At 68.9% G+C, this 17,534-nt stretch carries 16 protein-coding genes; 11 read left to right on the top strand and 5 right to left on the bottom strand.

Annotated features, from left to right (window positions below; translation table 11 throughout):
• Positions 1-218 precede the first annotated feature (218 nt).
• From ACIQU6_RS38560 to ACIQU6_RS38545, 4 genes are all read right to left on the bottom strand, one after another.
• Positions 219-491 carry an IS3 family transposase gene (locus tag ACIQU6_RS38560; RefSeq protein WP_403486409.1) on the bottom strand — a complete coding sequence of 91 codons (273 nt, stop codon included), beginning with the start codon at positions 489-491 and terminating at the stop codon, positions 219-221.
• An 80-nt stretch (positions 492-571) separates the two neighbouring features.
• On the bottom strand, positions 572-1,135 hold the full coding sequence (locus tag ACIQU6_RS38555) for an IS3 family transposase (RefSeq protein WP_403486410.1): 564 nt from the start codon (positions 1,133-1,135) through the stop codon (positions 572-574).
• Positions 1,132-1,443: a transposase gene (locus ACIQU6_RS38550; protein WP_403486408.1), complete on the bottom strand. Its 312-nt coding sequence runs from the start codon at positions 1,441-1,443 to the stop codon at positions 1,132-1,134. Before ACIQU6_RS38550 ends, ACIQU6_RS38555 begins: the two co-directional genes overlap by 4 nt.
• Before the next feature lie 66 nt (positions 1,444-1,509).
• A complete protein-coding gene (locus tag ACIQU6_RS38545) occupies positions 1,510-1,863 on the bottom strand; it encodes a hypothetical protein (RefSeq protein WP_403486407.1) in 354 nt (117 codons plus the stop codon).
• A gap of 580 nt (positions 1,864-2,443) precedes the next feature.
• Between ACIQU6_RS38545 and ACIQU6_RS38540 the strand changes: the two genes are divergently transcribed.
• The 11 genes from ACIQU6_RS38540 to ACIQU6_RS38490 all read left to right on the top strand — a co-directional run bounded on the left by ACIQU6_RS38540 (position 2,444) and on the right by ACIQU6_RS38490 (position 16,398).
• Positions 2,444-3,868 (top strand): DUF2637 domain-containing protein, encoded by a 1,425-nt coding sequence (locus ACIQU6_RS38540; protein WP_403486406.1) that lies wholly within the window; start codon positions 2,444-2,446, stop codon positions 3,866-3,868.
• 182 nt (positions 3,869-4,050) lie between these two features.
• Complete coding sequence (locus ACIQU6_RS38535) at positions 4,051-5,994, top strand: pRL2-11 (RefSeq protein WP_403486405.1); 1,944 nt, start codon at positions 4,051-4,053, stop codon at positions 5,992-5,994.
• A 202-nt stretch (positions 5,995-6,196) separates the two neighbouring features.
• Positions 6,197-7,210 carry a conjugal transfer protein gene (locus tag ACIQU6_RS38530; RefSeq protein WP_403486404.1) on the top strand — a complete coding sequence of 338 codons (1,014 nt, stop codon included), beginning with the start codon at positions 6,197-6,199 and terminating at the stop codon, positions 7,208-7,210.
• An 86-nt stretch (positions 7,211-7,296) separates the two neighbouring features.
• Positions 7,297-7,527 (top strand): hypothetical protein, encoded by a 231-nt coding sequence (locus tag ACIQU6_RS38525; protein ID WP_403486403.1) that lies wholly within the window; start codon positions 7,297-7,299, stop codon positions 7,525-7,527.
• 4 nt (positions 7,528-7,531) lie between these two features.
• Positions 7,532-8,116 (top strand): hypothetical protein, encoded by a 585-nt coding sequence (locus tag ACIQU6_RS38520; RefSeq protein ID WP_403486402.1) that lies wholly within the window; start codon positions 7,532-7,534, stop codon positions 8,114-8,116.
• The gene (locus tag ACIQU6_RS38515) at positions 8,113-8,979 is read left to right on the top strand and encodes a cell division protein FtsK (protein WP_403486401.1); all 867 of its coding nucleotides are present in this window, start codon (positions 8,113-8,115) and stop codon (positions 8,977-8,979) included. Before ACIQU6_RS38520 ends, ACIQU6_RS38515 begins: the two co-directional genes overlap by 4 nt.
• A complete protein-coding gene (locus ACIQU6_RS38510) occupies positions 8,976-11,570 on the top strand; it encodes an ATP-binding protein (RefSeq protein ID WP_403486400.1) in 2,595 nt (864 codons plus the stop codon). The genes ACIQU6_RS38515 and ACIQU6_RS38510 overlap by 4 nt, the downstream gene beginning before the upstream one ends.
• A 27-nt stretch (positions 11,571-11,597) precedes the next feature.
• Entirely contained in the window at positions 11,598-12,152 is a 555-nt protein-coding gene (locus ACIQU6_RS38505) for a hypothetical protein (RefSeq protein WP_403486399.1), read from the top strand.
• A 56-nt stretch (positions 12,153-12,208) separates the two neighbouring features.
• A complete protein-coding gene (locus ACIQU6_RS38500; RefSeq protein WP_403486398.1) occupies positions 12,209-14,215 on the top strand; it encodes a hypothetical protein in 2,007 nt (668 codons plus the stop codon).
• A gap of 141 nt (positions 14,216-14,356) precedes the next feature.
• Positions 14,357-15,199 (top strand): hypothetical protein, encoded by an 843-nt coding sequence (locus tag ACIQU6_RS38495; RefSeq protein ID WP_403486397.1) that lies wholly within the window; start codon positions 14,357-14,359, stop codon positions 15,197-15,199.
• A gap of 2 nt (positions 15,200-15,201) precedes the next feature.
• Positions 15,202-16,398: a peptidase M23 gene (locus tag ACIQU6_RS38490; RefSeq protein ID WP_403486396.1), complete on the top strand. Its 1,197-nt coding sequence runs from the start codon at positions 15,202-15,204 to the stop codon at positions 16,396-16,398.
• A gap of 49 nt (positions 16,399-16,447) precedes the next feature.
• Here ACIQU6_RS38490 and ACIQU6_RS38485 read toward each other — a convergent pair whose 3' ends face one another.
• Entirely contained in the window at positions 16,448-16,786 is a 339-nt protein-coding gene (locus tag ACIQU6_RS38485; protein ID WP_403486395.1) for a hypothetical protein, read from the bottom strand.
• Positions 16,787-17,534 lie beyond the last annotated feature (748 nt).

Raw genomic sequence — 17,534 nt, 5'->3', positions numbered from 1 at the left:
ACATGGAACCTCCTCGCGGAGCCGTCAACCAGCCCCGCTCGACTCGTACTCCGGAATCGGAAGATCACGGACGACGAAGATCAAACCATCCAGCCGGTTACCTGTCGAGAGAAATCGAACAAAAACATCTAAAGATGATTCAATGTGGCCAAGAGGCCGCGCTGCGGACCGCCGGCAGTGACTTGGATGGGCTTCCCCCGTTGTGTGGGAGGTGTTGATCAGCGGGTCGGGATGGGTTGATGGGTGTTGAGGTTCGCTCGTTTGGACGTTGCCTGCTCGGCGTAGTGCTTCTCCTCGTACTCGATCGGGCTGAGGAAGCCGTGCCGTTTTTGGATGCGGCGGGGGTTATGGAAGCCGTCGATGTACTTGAAGAGCATCAGGTTGGCTTCGGCCCTGGTGGTGAAGGTGCGGCCGCGGATGCCCTCGGTTTTGATCGTGGACCACAGGCTCTCGGCGAGGGCGTTGTCGAAGCTGTCGCCGACCGATCCCATGGATGCCTCAATACTCGCTCTGACCAGGCGTGTTGTGAGTTTAATGGACGTATATTGACAGCCGTGGTCGGCATGGTGGATCAGCTGTCCGGGTTCGACCTCGCGGGAGGCGAGGCGTACTCGAGGGTGGTGAGGACCAGGTCGGCGTCGGCGTGGGCGGAGGTCTCCCAGGCTACGACGCGTCGGGAGAAGGCGTCACGGATCGCCGAGAGCCACAGCGGTCCCTCGCCGGTGGGGATCATCGTCAGGTCGGTGACCCACAACCGGTTCGGTGCCGGTGGGGTGAAGTCCCGCTCGACCAGGTCCGAGGCCAAGGTGGCCTTGGGATCCCGACGCGTGAAACCGCTCTTGCGTCGCGGGCTCACACCCGCCAGACCGTCCTGGCGCATCAGGCGCTCGACCCGCTTGCGGCCCACGTGGATACCCTCGCGCTTGAGGACGGCGTGCACGCGCGGAGAGCCGTAGATCCCGCCGGAGTCGGCGTGGATCGTGCGGATCTCCTCGGTCAGCTCCGCGTCCCTGCGGCGCCGCTGGCACGGCTCGCGCTCGGCGCGACGCCAGCGGTAGTAGGTGGAGGAGGCAACGTGCAGTTCCCGGAGGACGGGCTCGACACCGAGGTCTTCACGTTCATCGAGGAACGTCAGTACCTGCGCCGGGTCGTGTCGAGTTCCTGGGCGAAAAAAGCTGAGGCGGCCTTGAGGATCTCATTGGCCCGCTTGAGCTGGGCGTTCTCCTTACGCAGGGCCGCCAGCTCCTCGCGTTCGGCGGTAGTCAACCGGTCCCTGCGCTCGCCGGCATCGGCCTCGGCCTGCCGGATCCAGCCCCGCAGGGCCTCCGGATGCACGCCGAGATCGACGGCGAGTCGCTTGATCTGGGGCTTGGGGTCGGAAGTGCGATACATCCGCACCGCACGCTCACGCAACTCGGGCGGGTACTTTCTGGGAGCAGCCATGGTCGATGTTCCTCTCACGAGACCCATCTGACCCCCTGTCAACTACTTCCGCATCCCGGGGGAGGCTCAGGTTGGCCAGGGCCTCGCGGGCTGCGCGGATGGCGTCGAGCATGTCCGTCTTGCGGTCTCCGCGGAACGGTGGGCGCTTGGGGCGGCAGACCTCGACGACGTGTTCGCCAGCGTCTTCGAGGAAGGCGGCGAGTCCGGCGCCGTAGCTGCCGGTTCCTTCGAGTGCCCAGCAGCGGCGGCCGGGCCGTGTTGGCGGGCGAAGTCCAGCAGACGCTGGTAGCCGCAGGCGTGGGCGGGCGCGTCCGTGGTTTCCAGGACGGCCCCGATGGGGCTGACGGCGGCTGCGGCGAGGGTATCGCGGTGGGGGTCGACACCGATGACGATGTCGACGTGTTCTGCGAGCATGGTCACGCGGTTGTTCTCCTCCGGGCGGACGGGCCGTGGTCGGCGTCGGCCTGGGTGGAGTCACCAGGTGGCGGAACTGTGATGAGTCATGCCGGAAGGCGGACAAGCTGCTGATCAAGCCAACGGTGGGCCAGGCCGACGCCTGTGTCCAGCAGACGTCTTGGGGGAACGGCAGTCCCTGATGGGACGCCAGTTATGTTGCAAGTCATGCCGGATCACGAGCGCCGAGCCTGGCAACAACCCATCCCGGGCCGCAGAACTCTCACTTCCTCGCGTCCGCGCTCGGGACCGGCTGTTGCCCGGTGCCCGCATGCTCCGGAAGCTGGGCGGAGAGTGTAATGGCTCTCGCCCGGCGTTCGGATCAGTCCGCCCGCCATCGTTGAGGTCACCCGCAACCAGGTTGCGCAGAAGTGGCTGGTTCCAGTCGCGACCGCCCTCGGCGAAGCAGAAGCGGGACACCCGCCCGAAGTCGCCTGCCTTTTGCCGAATACCCGTGCGGCGGCGGGCTGGACTGGTGGCATCGCTGTGTGTCATCCACAGGCTGACCAGGCAATACTTCGACTCCCCACGATGGAAGGAGTCGGGCGTGCGGCCCAGCACCACAGGCATTCACTTCACCCGCAGCCACCGCATCCTGATCACGGTTGTCGCTTTTGGCGCTCTTGTCATTGCCGGTATTGGGTTTGCCAGTTCGTACACGGCGGTCTCCGCGCTCGCGCGGCAAAAGGGCTTTGGCCGCCTGGCGCACCTGGTCCCTATCGGCGTCGATGTCGGGATCGTGGTGCTGCTTGCGCTGGACCTGCTGATGGCCTGGCTGGGGATGTCGATGGGCCTCCTGCGCTACACCGCATGGCTCCTGACCGGCAGCACGGTCTTGTTCAACGGCGCATCCCAGTGGGGGGATCCGGTCGGGGTGGCGATGCACTCCGTGGTTCCGGTGCTCTTCCTCACCGTGGTGGAAGCCGGCCGGCATCTGGTTGCCCGCTTGACGAAGCTCTCCACCGACCATCGGATGGAGGGCGTGCGCGCGAAGCGCTGGTTGCTGGCTCCCCTCGGCACAGCGCGGATCTGGAGACGCATGCAGTTGTGGGAGATCCGGTCCTACGTCACGGCCAACCAGATGGAACGCGATCGTCTCGTCTACCGTGCCCGACTGCGGGCCCAGCACGGATGGCGGTGGCGTTTCACCGCACCGATCGAGCAACGCCTCCCGCTGCGGCTGAACCGCTACGGCATCCCCCTGGAACCCGCCGACCGGCCCGAAGTCCCCAACAGTGACCTTGCCGGCGAACACGCCCCAACAACCATGGAAGACGACGCACATGAGCGCTCACAGGCGCAGCCCGCTGTCGAGGCTGGGCCCCGCGAGCCCCAACGAGGAACATCCGCGGGTCCGGTAGACGGCACGTATGCCTCGACCGCCAACGCCTTCGTCCACCACGGATACCACGAGGAGCCGGGGCCCGCATTCCCTCTCGCGGCCGACGAGCACGCGGTCGCCCGTGCGCCCCAGGCTGAGGACCTGGACCTCGTCGACGCGGAACGGCTTTCGCCGGCCGGCGAAAGCAAGAACGCGGCCGTCGAGCAGGAACATGCGCCGTCGGGGGAGAGCGCCCTGGCCGTCCAGGAGCAACAGCGCGCAGCGCCCCCCACGGAGCCGTCGCCGCATGAAGCGGACCCGCAGCATGAGTATGCGGCACCCGTTCCGTCAGAGCCCGAGGCCGGGGAGGAGGGCGGCCTGCGCGGGCACCCGCAGGACACGGCAGCAGACGACGCTGTCACAACCTCGGCGGCCACGACGGCCGTCGTTGAGCCCGCCCAGGAGCCCAAGCCGAGTGAGCACGCCGAGGCGCTGGCCACGATGAAGAACGCCGACGCCGTCCGGTACGCGATCGGGGTGTTGAACAGCGTCGACACCGCCGAACTCGTGGCATGGCTGAAGGACCATGGGCGCGAGGACGTCAATCGCGGTCAGGCGTACCGGATCGCGCAGAAGGCTGCCAAGCGGTAGTGCTCGCACCGGCCACGGCCGCGAAGTAGCGGCCGCACGAGCCCCCTGGCCCAGGGTGGCGGATGCAGGCGCTGCGCCGCCTGGTCGTGGGGACTGTCCACAGGGCAGTCGCCATAGCGTCGCCACGAGGGGTTCTCGTGCCGAGTGGTGGGCGCGGGGTGTGCACTGCGGAAGGACGACGGATGGCGCGAAGCGAGCTGGACCGGCAGATCGAGGAGGGTGCTGAGGCGCTGTTCAGCGGTGTGGGACGGTTCCTGTCCGGGTGGGAGATGGACGGCGTTCGGCGGACGAATGCCACCTTCGTCCGGGCCGGCACCAGGGTGTCGGACGGGGTGGAGGGCCGGGTGGGGCAGTGGTCCTACCGGCCGTACTGGCAGCGGTCGGCTCTCCGTCTCGTCGGTGCGGGCGGGGCCGGGGGAGGGGCCTGGTCGTACTGGCAGGCGCCGGAGCAGACCCTGGATGCGTTGACGTACGGCGGAGCCACCGCGGCTGGGCTGGCCGTGGCTGGCGGCATCGTTCACGGGGTGTGCACGCGACGGCAGAAGGAGCTGATGCGGGAGTGGGTCGAGCCGCTGCACCAGGCGCTGGTCGGCCCGTTGGGCATCCCCGCGCAGACACGACCGCGGTCATACCTGCATGTTCCGTTGAACTTCGCTGACGACGAGGCCGAGATACGTATCGACCTGCCGGTCAACTTGCAGTTCAACGAGCAGGTCGTGTCCGAGATGATTACGAAGAAGCTTGCGTTGCAAGGGGTTTCGTTCTCGTGGAAGTACGCGGGCAAGAAACCGTACGTGAAGATCAAGAAGGTGCACCGGCCGCCGAACAAGGTGGTGTTCAGCGACGCGAAGGTGCGCGAACTCATCAAGCAGGTTCCGGAGTCCGCGCCGCTGATCGGCCTGGAGCGCGGCGAGAAGATCGTCTCGGTCGACCTGGATGCCGAGTCCCCGCACGTGCTGGTCTCAGCGGGTACTGGTGGCGGTAAGTCCGTCATCCTCCGCACCATTGCCGCCCAGTTGATTCATCACGGCGCCCATGCCCACATTCTTGACTTCAAGAGGGTGTCGCATCAGTGGGCGCGCGGCGTGCCGAATGTCAACTACTGCCGGGACATCGCTGACATTCATGATGCGCTGATCGCCCTGGGGGCGGAGGGCCGACGTCGTATTCACGCGGCGGAACAGCTCGGCGACGACGCGGATTCGTCCGCGGTCGGGCCGCGGGTGGTGATTCTCCTTGAAGAGATCAACGCCACGATGAAACAGCTCACCAAGTACTGGGAGAGGACCAGGGAGAAGGACGAGCCGAAGTCGTCGCCTGCGGTCGATGCGTTGGCCGAGATTTTGTTCATGGGTCGCGCGGTGCGGATGCACGTGTTGTTGGTCGCGCAGTCCGCTACGGCTCGGGCTCTGGGTGGGCCCGAGATGCGAGAGAACTTCGCGACGCGGATTTTGGCGCGCTACACCCAAAACGCGTGGCGGATGCTGGTACCCGAGGTGCATCCCGCACCGAAGTCGACGCGGCACATCGGCCGCGCCCAGGTGGTGCTCGGCGGCGTCGCGCACGAGACGCAGGTGTGCTTCATGACCGACGCCGAGGCCCGTGCGTGGGCGATGGCCGGCGCGCGCCAAGCTGCGACCGTGACGCTGACCAAGGAGCCTGTGTCCCAGCCTCCCCATGTCCCAGACAGCCCCGTCCACCTGGGGAAACACGGGTCTGGTGTCTCACTGTCACAGGGTGAAACGGACAGCCCCGTGGCGCTGGGCGGGTTGGCACCACACCGTCCTGGCGATTCCCCGGTGCAAGTGCCCCTGCCTGCCCGGGCTGTTGAAGGGGGCGAGGCTGGCGCCCTGGACGCGTCCGCGACCCCCGCGGATGCGGCCGATGTCGGGGTGGGGGAGGAGGGCGCGGCAGCTGAGCTTCTCGGGCTGCGGCAGGCCCAAGAGAAGCACTTCCCCGACGTCACCCTGGCAGCGCTGCGCAGGGCCCGGTCCTACGACCCGGAATTCCCTTCCGAGGCAGATAAGCAGGGCAGCGAAAAGCTTTACCGGATCTCGGAGTTGAAGAAGTGGGCGCGCAATCGTCCACGCGCCGCTCTCACCGATGAGGCGACCGACCTCTCCTGACCGAACCCTGTGGCTGAGGGCCCGCACCGTGTGCGGGCCCTCAGTTATGCCTACCCGCACGAAGGCCGCTGAGCGGTGTGGGTTATCCACAGGCGAATGCTTTTAGTTTTTCGGCTGCGAGCTTCCCGCACACGGTGTGCGGGTGCGTGATGTGCCGTGCCCGAAACGACGGGAGGCGGCGACCACTGCCGAGGAGTCAGGTATGAGTGTGTGGCGGAAGATTTTGAATCTTCCCGAGAAGGAAGCGTCTGGTGGTGACGAATTCGCCGAGGCGCTGGCCCACCACGCGGGAGCTTCCCCTGCCGGAGGCGACGGGCCGAAGCAGCCGGTGAACTCCTCGGCCTGGGCAGAGGAGAAGGAATCCTCCGGCCGGATGTTCGCCCGCAAAGCAGGGCGCGTTCTGGTCTGGTCCCTCATCGCCCTGGCCGCTTTCACCGGCGTGCGCACATGGTTCTTCCCGGCCAAGCCAGCAACCACGGCTCAGCGAGAGGCCCCGCAGGCCCAGGAGTTGAAGAACCAGGTTCCCGAAGGCGAAGCGCAGCAGGTCGCGGCGCGATTCGCCCGCTCCTACATGACCTGGAACGAGAAAGCCCCGCAGGCGCGGGAGAAGGAGCTGGCCGCCGACCTGCCCAAGGACGCTGATGCGAAAGCGGGTTGGGATGGCAAAGGTGTCCAGCTGGTCGCGCAGACCATCCCCGGGGCCGTCACTCAGACCGGCACGAAGCGCGCCCGCGTCCTGGTGTCGGTGCGCGTCTCGACGCCGACGGGCAAGGGCCAGTCCGTCTCCAGCTGGCGCGGGCTCCAGGTGCCTGTGGCCCAAAGTGGCGGCCGGGTGTTGGTGACCGGCCAGCCGGCCCTGGTCGGCATGCCCATCCCCGTCACCTACGCCGTCCCTGAGCCCCCGGAGACCGACTCCGAGTTGTCCGAGGCCACCCGCAAGACCGTGCAGGACTTCCTGGCCGCCTGGGCCGCGGGCACCGAGGAACAGGCCGCCGCGCCCGGCGCCGACATCGCCCCGCTCGGCGGCGGGGTCCGCCTCTATGGCGTGGACACCTGGGCCGTCCAGGCCGGTTCGGGCGACAAGCGCGTGGGCCTGGCCACCGTGCGGTGGCGGCTGGGTGGCGCTCAACTCCAGCAGAGCTACCGGATCACCCTCACCCAGGTCAGCGCCGGAGGGGCCTCGCGCTGGCAGGTGTGGTCCCTCACCGCCCAGTAACCCTCCCGGCCGTCGAAGACGGCCCGGGCCCGGATGACCCCGTTTGACCACCTTTCCCTCAGCAACACACAAGACAGGAGGACCACGTGGGCGGCAACAACCCCCTGGTGTCCTGGATCCTGACCGTCGTCACCAGCCTCTTCGTCGCCGTCATGGCTGTGCGCAGCTTCGGCCACTGGGCCCGCAAGGAGTGGGGCGCGCTCATCACCCATGTGGTGGCCGGCGCCGTCGTCGCGGTGATGGTCTTCACCCCCGACAAGGCCGTGAACATCTTGAAGTTCATAGGCGGCAAGATCGCCACGGTCTTCAACGGCTGACGTCATGCGTACCTCATACACCTACAGCCGTCACTGGGATCTTGAAACCCGCCAGCACGAACTCCTCGGCCTGGATCTGGGGGAGGGTGTTTCCCGCACCACGCTGCGTTACGGGGCTGTCTGTTGCGGCGTGTGGTGGGGAGGGTGGCTGCTGCTGTTCGGTTTCCCGCCGCAACCGCTGTTCCCGCTCTTCATGCTCCCGCCCGGCCTGTTGACCTACTACGGCGCTAAACGCTCGTCCGCCTACTGGCGGCGCACCAACTTGCTGGTGTGGAGCGTGCGCGCCCACTTCCTTCTGCGTGGCGTCATCCCGGTGATCGGACGCGGCCGCATCCCGGCCTCCCGCCTGGGACTGCGCCTGCGGGCGCAGCGACTCGCTGAGCAGACCCCTGCCTTGGCCCAACTGCCCGCCTTCACCGCCGTGTTCACCGCCACACCCGGACAGGCCGACCGCTCCCTCTCCAGCGGCCCACCCGTCCGGACCCGCCCACGGGTGCGGATGTACGGACCCGACGCTGTGGCCAGGGCCCGCACCAAGACCCGCAAGAAGCAAGCCGCCGCTCGCGCGAAGACGAGGAGCCGAACGTGACCAGTCAGCAGACCGCGATGTCGATCCAGGCCCTGCGCAACCGCGTTCGCCTGACCGACCCCTACACCGCCGCCGCCCTGTCCCACCTCGCCGAGCCGCTCATGGGACTGGCCGACGGCGACCACCCGATCACCCTCCCCGAGGGATGCGGCCACCTTCTGATCGCCACCGGCAGCGGCGGCGGCACCACCACCCTGCTGCGCACCCTGGCCGCCCAGGCACTGGGCCGCGGCGCCCGCGTCGACCTCATCGACCCCTCCGGGACCGGGCACCCCTGGGCCACCCACCTTCCCCGCCTGACCTACCTCAGCCGGATCGACGCCATCCACGACCACCTCCTGCTGATTGCCGCCAGCCTGCGCGACAACACCGGGCACCACGCCGGCGCATGGGAGCAGCGCCGTGTGCTCGTCATCGAAAACGCCAGCACGGTGGCGTACGCGCTGCGCCAGTTCTGGATGCACACCCGGCCCGAGACGCAACTTCAGGAGCCGCCCGGCGTGGAGGCCCTGGCCCTGCTGCTGGCCGCCGGCCCGTCCGCCGGCATCCAGGTCCTGGCCGGCAGCCCCCGCGGCACCCTGCCCGGGCTGGGATCGACCCCGGTACGCGAGGTCTTCCCCACCCGGGTGCTGGCCTACGGCGCGATGACGCTGTGGCAACGCGTGGCACCCGAGGTCTGGCCCGTTCCGCCCTACTCGATCACTCCCGGCCGGATGCACGTCGTCGAAGGCGGCACCTGCACCGTCATGCAGGCCCTGACGCTGACCGACCCCGAAGCCCGCGCCCTGGCGCGCGGCCACCTGCCGACCGCCGCGCCCCCGCCTCGTACCAAGCAGCACCAGCGCAAGGAGAGTTCGCGATGAGCACCACGACGAAGGCGACGAAGAAGGGCGTCTCCCGCCTGGGTCGCATGCTCGGTCTGGGGGCGGAGCGGGCGATGCCCGCACCGAACCTGGTGGCGCTGGCCGATGGCCTGGTCGTCACCGACACCGCCGCCGAAGCCTGGTACATCCTCTCCAGCGCGAACACCGATTTGATGCCCGAGGACCGTCAGGACGCCGAGCAGGACGCCGCCGCCCTGGCGCTGTCGAAGGTGCTGCCCGGCTACGACTGCCACCTCAAAATCATCTGGGCCCGCCTGGACGGCGAGAGGTACCGGGCCGAAGCACGGGAGCTCTTCTGCGCCGGCGACGTCGAGGCGGTGGCCGAGATGTGGGCCCAGCGCCTGGACGGCCTGGACCTGCCACAGCGTCACCTCCTGCTCGGCGTGCGGATCGCCGAGCGTGACACGGCGGCGAACGCGACGCTGAAGAACAGCGCCGCCGACGCGCTTGGGCTGCGGCACACCGGACTGGCTGATGGCGAGCTCACCCAACTCGACGCGCTGGCCCGGCGCCTGGAGGGCCGCTTGGAGGCCACCCCCTGGCGCGCTCAGATCGCCCCCGTCGAGCTGCTGGCCTGGGCCATCTCCCGCGAGTCCTACCGGCCCCAGCCCGCCCCGCCGAACCTACCCACCCTCACCGGCGCGTGTCTGGTCCGCCTGACCCAGTCCCGGGCGCTCCCCCACGCTGACCACGTGCGCCTGCTGGATGCCCGCGGCGACGTCGCGGCCTGGGTCTCGGTGCTGGTGATGCCAACGTTCCCTGAGGAACTGCACACCCCTGGCGAACAGGAGTGGCTGCGCTGCCTGTCGGAGATCTCCTACACCCACCCCACCAGCGGCCAGGACACCTTGGTGTGTCCCGAGGCCAGCATCCGGTTTTCGGTGTGGAAGAAGGGCCACGCGATCAAGCAGGTCGACAAGGTCCGCCAGTCCGCCAAGGAACAGCGCAAGTCCGCGGCACAAGGGTCGGCGGGGGAGACGTTCGCCGAGACCGAGGAGACCGAGCAGGTCATGGACGACCTGCGCATGCGGATGTCCCGCGACAGCATGACGCTGCTTCAGGACCACCCGCGGCTGCTGGTGGCCTCGATCGAATCGCTGGAGGACCTGCGCGCGCGGGCCGACGCCGTCATCGCCCACTTCGCCGGCCTGTCGATCGACGTGGCCGTCGCCGCTGACGAGCAGCGTGAACTGTGGCTGGAGACACAAGTCGGCGACATGCTGCGGGTGGGGGACCTCGGCCACATCCGGGGGGCCGACGCGCTGGCGGCCAGCATGTTCTGGGGTGGTTCGGAAGCCGGTGACGACGACGGCCCGATCGCTGGTCTGCTGACCGGCACCACTCCGGGGGTGTGCCGGCTGGACATCACCGCCGGCAGCGCGCGCGGCGATGCGACCACGACCGCGTTCATCGGCCGCTCCGGACGCGGCAAGACCACCTCGATGATGCTGGCGTGCCTGATCGCCGCGATGCGCGGCGCCTTCGCGCTGATGCTCGGTTTCAAGGGCGATGAGGCAGGTCTGATCCGCGCGGGACAGTACCTCGGGCTGGACTCCCACCACGTCACCTGCGGCACCGACACCCCGGCCGTAGCCGACCTGTTCCGCCTGCTACCCAAGGGCGACGCCGCACTGCAGGTCGTCTCCCAGATGCTGATCATGCTGCCCGAGCGGATGCGCGACGGGGGAGTGGAAACCCACCTGCTCAAGGCATGCAACGCCGTCGCCGAGCTGGACGACCCAGCTTCCTGGCGCGTGTTGGAACTGCTGAAGAACTCCGAAGACGACCTCGCGCAGGAGGCGGGGTACGCGCTGGAAGAGGTCTCGCGCACCCAGCTCGGCGCCCCGCTGCTCGGCGCCCCGCGCGAGGGCGCCTCCCCGCTGCGCCCCGAGCCCGGACTGTGGCTGGTCCAGGTGCCTGGGTTGACGATGCCGCAGGCCGGCACCGTGCCCCGGGACATGACGATGACCGAACGCGTCTCACTGGCGTTGATGCGCGGACTGATCGCCTACGCCCTGTCCACCTCCGCCCGCGCCGACCTGCGCAACCTGCCCAAGGTCGTCGCCGTCCCCGAAGTCCACGTACTCACCGGCACCGACGACGGCCGCCGCTTCCTGGACTACATCGCCCGTACCGGCCGCGCCCTGGACACCTCGCTGGCCATCGACACCCAAGACCCCAAGTCGCTGCTGGGGCTGGACGGCGTGATGGAGGCCATCACCACCGTGTGCGGCTTCGAACAGTCCACCCGAGCCCAACAGGACGCGCTGGCCGAGCTGTTGCGACTCCCGGTCGGCGACGCCAGCCGGGCCCTGATCCACGGCGTCGGCAAGGACGCCCACGGCAACATCCGGCACGGCCACTGCATCGTGAGAGACCGTCGGGACCGCGTGGCGACCATGCAATGGGACGCCCCCAGCGCCGAGTTGCTACACGCCCTGTCAACCAACCCCAAAGACCAGGCAGACCACCACGAACAATCCCACGCCGGCGATCAAAACCAGACCGATGGGCAAGGGTCCGGCCCCACAACGGACCTTTCCAAGGCAGGATCGGAGGCTGCGTCATGACCAACGCTCTCAGCCGAAGGACTGCTCATGAACCTGCGCACCTCCCGCTTCGCCACGACCGTGCTGACCTGCTCCGTACTCGGCGCCCTGGGCGCCTGCAGCGCCAACTCCAGCTCGGACAAGCCCTCCACCCCCGCCACGCCCAGCACCCAGCAACAAGTCACCACAACCGCCCAGAACTTCATGCACGCCTGGATGGCGGTCGAGCCGATGGACGGCAAGACCATGTGCGCGCTGCAGACCAAGGCAGCACGGCCGAACTTCGACGAGGACGGCGGCACCCTTGCCGGCTGCATCGCCCAGCACAAGCGGGACAGCACCGCCGACACCACGGGCGGCGCCTCACGCGCGCCGCTGTCCATCTCCCTCAGCAACGTCCAGGACGTTGCGGCCTCGCAGACCCATCCGGCCGGCAAGGGCGTGTTGGCGACCATGCACCGCGCGGGGGAGAAGCCCTTCCGGTACGCCCTGCGCGTGGTGAAGGACGGTAACCAATGGCACATCGAGCAGAGAAACGACGTCGGCTCCCGATACCGGCACACCGCCGACCCCGTCGCCGCGGTCCTCGCCGAGAGGGAATAGCCCTCACCCTTCGCCTCGGCGCACGGCACCTACGGCCACCGCGGCTGCGCACCCTGATGCTCCCGATCATCGGGATCCTCACCACCGTGATGGTGTTGGCGCCGGCCGCGGCCGCCGACGGCAAGGACACCTACAAGCCGGGCGGCATCGGCGACCTGATGCCCTCCCCGATCAAGCCCCCAGGCCAGGGCACCCTCTTCGAGAGCTACGACCCCGGCGTCTACCAACTCGACAAGCAGCTCTCGGACAACGTGCTGAGCGGCGACCTGGTCGACAGCACCCTGCACGGCGTCGCCTCGATGCTGATGGCGATCCTCACCCTCATCGGACGCGCCGCGGTCGTCGTGGTCCAGTGGTGCTTCAACGTCGTCAGCCTGCCCGAGGTTGAGCCGGCCATCTCCAAGGCGATCGGTGCGGCCGCCGGTCCCATGGCCACCATGTTCCTGCCCGCGGCCGTCGCGGTCGGCGGACTCATCGCCTGGGCCAAGCGCTCCCAGACCAGCCCCCTGGGCCAGATCGCGTGGGTCGCGGCGAGCGCGGCGATCGCCACCACCTTCTTCACCGCCCCCAACACCTGGGTCGAAACGGTGGACAAGACCCGCCAGGCCGGAGCCTCCGTCGCCATGACCACCATCAACGGCGGCCTGTCCGGCAAGTACGAAACCGCCGTCCCGTTCAAGACCCCCGAGCCGCAGTGGTCGGGGAAGGACAAGGACGACACCATCCGCAAAGCCTCCGACGCGGTCTGGCGCACCTACGTCGCCACCCCCTGGTGTGTCGCGGACCTCGGCTCGATCAACGCCTGCCAGAAATGGGGCGCCGAACTCCTGGACCACGGCAGTGACATGGACGAGCGCGAGGACTTCCTCAAGGACAACCTCACCGAGGACACCCTCGGCAAGGGCACCGTCGGCAAGGACGCCGTTGCCTGGCGCCAGGGCCACAACCCCGGAGGCCGGATCGGGGTCCTGGTCCTGGCCATCGTCAGCGCGGGCATCTTCAGCGCCCTGGTGATCCTGCTGGCCATCACCACCCTCGCCAGCCTGCTGGGCACGTTGATGCTGCTCGTCTGCGGTGTGATCTTCGCGTGCCTGTGGTGCATCCCCGGCCGAACCCGCCAGTGGGGCACCTCATGGTTCGAAGCGCTCATCGGCCTGACCGTGGTCTCCTTCACCTCCACCATGCTGCTCGGCTCGGTGATGGTCGTCTCGACCGCACTGCTGAAACTGCTCGGCACCTACGGCTGGCTCATGGTCTCCGCGCTCAACATCGCCACCGCTGCCATGGCGTTCAAGCTCAAGGGCAAGCTCGATGGCATCGTCTCGGCCGGCGGCGCCCAACTCGCCGGCCGCGGTGTGCTCAACACCGTCGGCCGCATGGCCACGATGCGCCGCCTGAACCGCATGGCCAACGCCGGCGGGCGCTCCACCCCCGGCCGCGGCACCCCACCCTCCGGCAAGCCCAACACCAGCACACCGGGCGGCACAGGCCGACGTCCCCAAAACACCGGCACCACGCCCATCCGGGTGGGGCGGACCAGGAGCTACCCGCCGCCGCCCACCTACCCGCAACCCTCCAACCAGCCGCGGCTGACGGCCGGCCCCTACGGCGACTACGCCGCCACCCGCCCCGGCCTGCCCCCCGGTTCAGGCGGCCCTCAAGGCACGGCCGCCACGCGGACGGCGAAGGCGGAACTCGCCCGGACCAAAGCCACCTACCGCCCGGCGCTTCCCGCCCGGGGACCCGGCATGCCCGGCCAACGGCCTGGCCAACGGCCTCCGCTTCCCCCTGGCCACCGCAGCGGCGCGACCTACCCTGTGCGGCCCGGCGAACCCCGGCGCCCCACCATCCCCGACCAGCCCGCCCGGCCCTCGGGCAGCGGCAAGGTGATCCAGGGCACCGTCGTGGGCAAACCCGCCAACCCCGTGGGCGCCAAGTTCCGCTCCTACCCACCGCCCCCGTCCCCACAGCGCGCCGCGGGCACCGCGGCGAACGCCGCCGCCCGGGCAGCCACCGGCAAGCCCCTCGCCCCCCTACCACCAGGCACACGGCGTCCGTCGTGACAGCGCGGCCGGTTCAGTAACCGGCCGCGCCCCACGTCCTCCCGACCCCGGGGCCGGCCGCCCGCCGGGCCGCCGGCCCCGGGGCCGCACGCCACACCCGCGCGGCCCGCCATGCCCCGACACCACCCACGGAGCTTCCGCATGCCCGAGCACACCCCCAACACCCCTCGCACACACCGCAAGACCACCCAACGCAACACCAGCCAGGGCACAGGCCCCGTGCCGCAGACGGCCGCCGAATGGCGCGCAGCACTGCGCAAGGACCCCCTGCCCGACGAAGTCACCGAACTCCCCTTGCGCCAGCGGCGCAGAGCCAAGAAGGCATGGCGCTCCGCCCGACGCGACGAACGCGTCGCGTGGATCAAGGCCGAACGCCGCAAGGTCCCCACCCCCCTCACCGTGCCGATCGTCGCCCTCACCGTCGCCGGCCTGATCGCCGGCGCCGCCTGGCTGTGGCCCCACAACAACGACCAGCCCCCGCTCAAGGCCGCACCCACTCCCAGCGCACACCCGACGACACCCGACAACGAACCCACGCACGCGCCAACCCCAACCCCAACCCCAACCCCCACCAGCGCACACCCGACAACGCCCGACGCCGTAGCCCAGGCGTTCACCACCGCCTACACCACGCGCATCCCGCTGCAAGACGGCACCCACACCGCCGCCGTCCAACGCGCCGCTCCGTATGCCTCCACCGCACTCGTGGACAACCTCAAGCACCACGACGATGCGGACTTCAACAAACTCATCGCCGCTCAAGCCACCCAGGCCAAACCCTCGAAGGTGGAGATAGCCCAACCCACCGAAAAGCAGCGGCCCGCACCCGACACCTCGATCCGCCTCTGGCGCCAAGCCACCGTCACCATCGACGTCAAGGGCACCGACGCCTACCGCTACACCCGCCACCTCACCCTTGAGGTCTCCCGCGCCGACGTCGGCCGCCCCTGGGCTGTCACCCGCGTCCTGGGCGTCGAGGAGTAGCGGTGGACCAGCAGCAGCTCACCCACGCCGCCCTCACCGCCACCAAACTCGCCAAGAAGGGCCTCCTGCTCAAAGTCGGCGCCCTGGCTTGTGCCGTCTTCCTGATCCTGCTGATCCTGGCCGGGGCCTTGCTCCCTTCGCCCGCGGTGGCGTCCTCCAGTTGCGAGGACACCGGCGCCGGCACCGGCTCGGCCACCACCGGATCCAGCGGCGGCACCGCCCAGCCGGCCACCGGCAGCGTTCACGACCAGCAGATCACCAACGCCAAGGCCATCGACCACGTCACCCAGAAACTCGGCCTGTCCGGCAAGGCCACCCTGATCGCGCTGATGACGGCCATGCAGGAATCCACCTTGCAAAACCTCCACTACGGTGACCGCGATTCCCTCGGCCTGTTCCAGCAACGCCCCTCCATGGACTGGGGCACCAAAGAGCAGATCTTGAACCCTGCCTTCGCCACCGAGTCGTTCTTCAAGGGACGCGGCACCAACCCCGGCATGCTCAGCATCGCCAACTGGCCAACCCGCCCGCCTGGCGACGTCGCCCAAGCCGTCCAGAAAAGCAACTTCCCTGGCCTGTATGCCGGCCACGAAACCACCGTCCGCGCCCTGGCCAAGGAGGCCGGCATCAACCTCGCCCGTGGGGGCACCGCCGCCCCCAACGACACTGGCGGCAGCGGCAGTTCCACCACCGCCGACACCTCCGGCGCCGTCCCCAGCACGTGCCCACACCCCAACCCCGAGACCCCCGGCAACGGCGGCGCAGGCGGGACATTCAGCGACGGCAAGCAGACGTGGAAACTGTCCAACCCCCGTTCGGTTCCTGAGGCCATCGCCTGGGCCAAGGCCCATGCCGGCGCCGGCTCCAACAGCGGCTGGTACCAGCGCTGCCTGGCCTTCACCGCCATCGTCTACGGCTGGAACTTCAGCGGCGTCAACTACGCCATCGACCACTTCCACGTCGTCCCCAAGGACATGCAACACCCCGGCGACCGCAACCCCCCACCCGGCGCCTTGCTCTACTGGGACACAGGCCACCGCGCCGGACACATCGCCGTCTACCTCGGCGACGGCAAGGCCGCCTCCAACGACATCCTGCGCCCCGGCTACATCGACATCGTCGACGCCGACCTCTTCGAAAAGAAGTGGGGGGCGAAATACCTCGGCTGGACTGTCCCCGTCTTCCCACGGGCCGGGTGACCGCGGCCGGTGCAACAACCTGGGTACTTGGGCAAGTTGCTGGTGAGCTTCAGTTGAGGAGACGGGCGAGCGTGATCGTCCAGCCGCCGTCCAGGAGGAGCAACAGCAGGAATCCAACGCCGACGGCGGCGTTGACTGACCAGCTCTCCAGGGCGTCTCGCTCCGTGCGCTCTCCCCACCAACCAAGCAGGGCAAGGACGGGCACCACGAGAGCGGTGACACCGGCCATAGCGAACCAGGTGCCTGCGGAAGCGTGCGCGATGGCTTCGCCACGGAAGAAGGCGAGCGCTGCCGGGATGCCCAGGCCAGCGAAGGCGCCGAAGGCGAGAAACGAGGGCAGTTCCTGGGCGAGCACTCCGCGCCACGGGTCATCGGTTGCTCTGGTCATAGCGTGACCGTATACCGGGGGCGCCCGGCGGCCGTCCACGCGTCCGGCCGATGCTGCCGCCGCCGGGCCCTTCATCTTCAAAGGGCGTCTGGACCACGGGAAGAAGGACTCGTCCACAGCACCACCGCTCACCGCTCCATGCGGTGTGGTCTATCCACAGGGTGCATCGAAAAGGATGTTCTTCGACGCCACCGCCGTGGGCGGTCGGTGTGTCCTGTACCCGATGTGGAGAGGTCGAACTCCTCCATGCGTAAGACCTGTACGCGCGTGCTGCGCCGTGCCGCGGCCACCGCGGCCGTCGTCGCCACTGCCGGCATCCTGGCAACCCCCAACGCCTCGGCCGCCGAGCAGATAACCCCGGCCAAGCCGACTGCGAGCGCTCCCGACAAGGCGCCGGAGGCCGACAAGTCCGCGGCCCCCGACACCGAGCCGACTAACGAGCCCGGCACGGACCCGAGCGATGGCACTGACCCTGGAAAGGATCCGAGCACCGGCACGGACCCGGGAACCGATCCCAGTACTGACCCTGGCACCGATCCCGGTACAGACCCGGCCCCGGACCCCGAGCCGTCGCAGGACCCCAAGCCGGACCCAACCCCGGACCCGGGCACCGACCCTTCACACAAGCCCGACCCCACCCCTGACCCGACCACTGACCCGGGAGACGGCAGCGAGGGATCGGAGACAGACGGTGGTTCAGGCCACACGCCCAACTCCGATCACCACAACGGAAGTTCGGGAACTGGAG

The sequence above is a fragment of the Streptomyces sp. NPDC090442 genome (assembly GCF_044769405.1).
Taxonomy (GTDB): Bacteria; Actinomycetota; Actinomycetes; order Streptomycetales; family Streptomycetaceae; genus Streptomyces.
This window is presented reverse-complemented; position numbering and strand designations above follow the sequence as displayed.

Excerpts from the sequence above, each read along its gene's own strand:
- ACIQU6_RS38505 (WP_403486399.1), top strand. The coding sequence starts at position 11,598 with ATGAACCTGCGCACCTCCCGCTTCGCCACGACCGTGCTGACCTGCTCC.
- ACIQU6_RS38535 (WP_403486405.1), top strand. The coding sequence starts at position 4,051 with ATGGCGCGAAGCGAGCTGGACCGGCAGATCGAGGAGGGTGCTGAGGCG.
- ACIQU6_RS38560 (WP_403486409.1), bottom strand. The coding sequence starts at position 491 with ATGGGATCGGTCGGCGACAGCTTCGACAACGCCCTCGCCGAGAGCCTG.
- ACIQU6_RS38550 (WP_403486408.1), bottom strand. The coding sequence starts at position 1,443 with ATGGCTGCTCCCAGAAAGTACCCGCCCGAGTTGCGTGAGCGTGCGGTG.
- ACIQU6_RS38495 (WP_403486397.1), top strand. The coding sequence starts at position 14,357 with ATGCCCGAGCACACCCCCAACACCCCTCGCACACACCGCAAGACCACC.
- ACIQU6_RS38500 (WP_403486398.1), top strand. The coding sequence starts at position 12,209 with ATGCTCCCGATCATCGGGATCCTCACCACCGTGATGGTGTTGGCGCCG.
- ACIQU6_RS38530 (WP_403486404.1), top strand. The coding sequence starts at position 6,197 with ATGAGTGTGTGGCGGAAGATTTTGAATCTTCCCGAGAAGGAAGCGTCT.
- ACIQU6_RS38485 (WP_403486395.1), bottom strand. The coding sequence starts at position 16,786 with ATGACCAGAGCAACCGATGACCCGTGGCGCGGAGTGCTCGCCCAGGAA.
- ACIQU6_RS38510 (WP_403486400.1), top strand. The coding sequence starts at position 8,976 with ATGAGCACCACGACGAAGGCGACGAAGAAGGGCGTCTCCCGCCTGGGT.
- ACIQU6_RS38520 (WP_403486402.1), top strand. The coding sequence starts at position 7,532 with ATGCGTACCTCATACACCTACAGCCGTCACTGGGATCTTGAAACCCGC.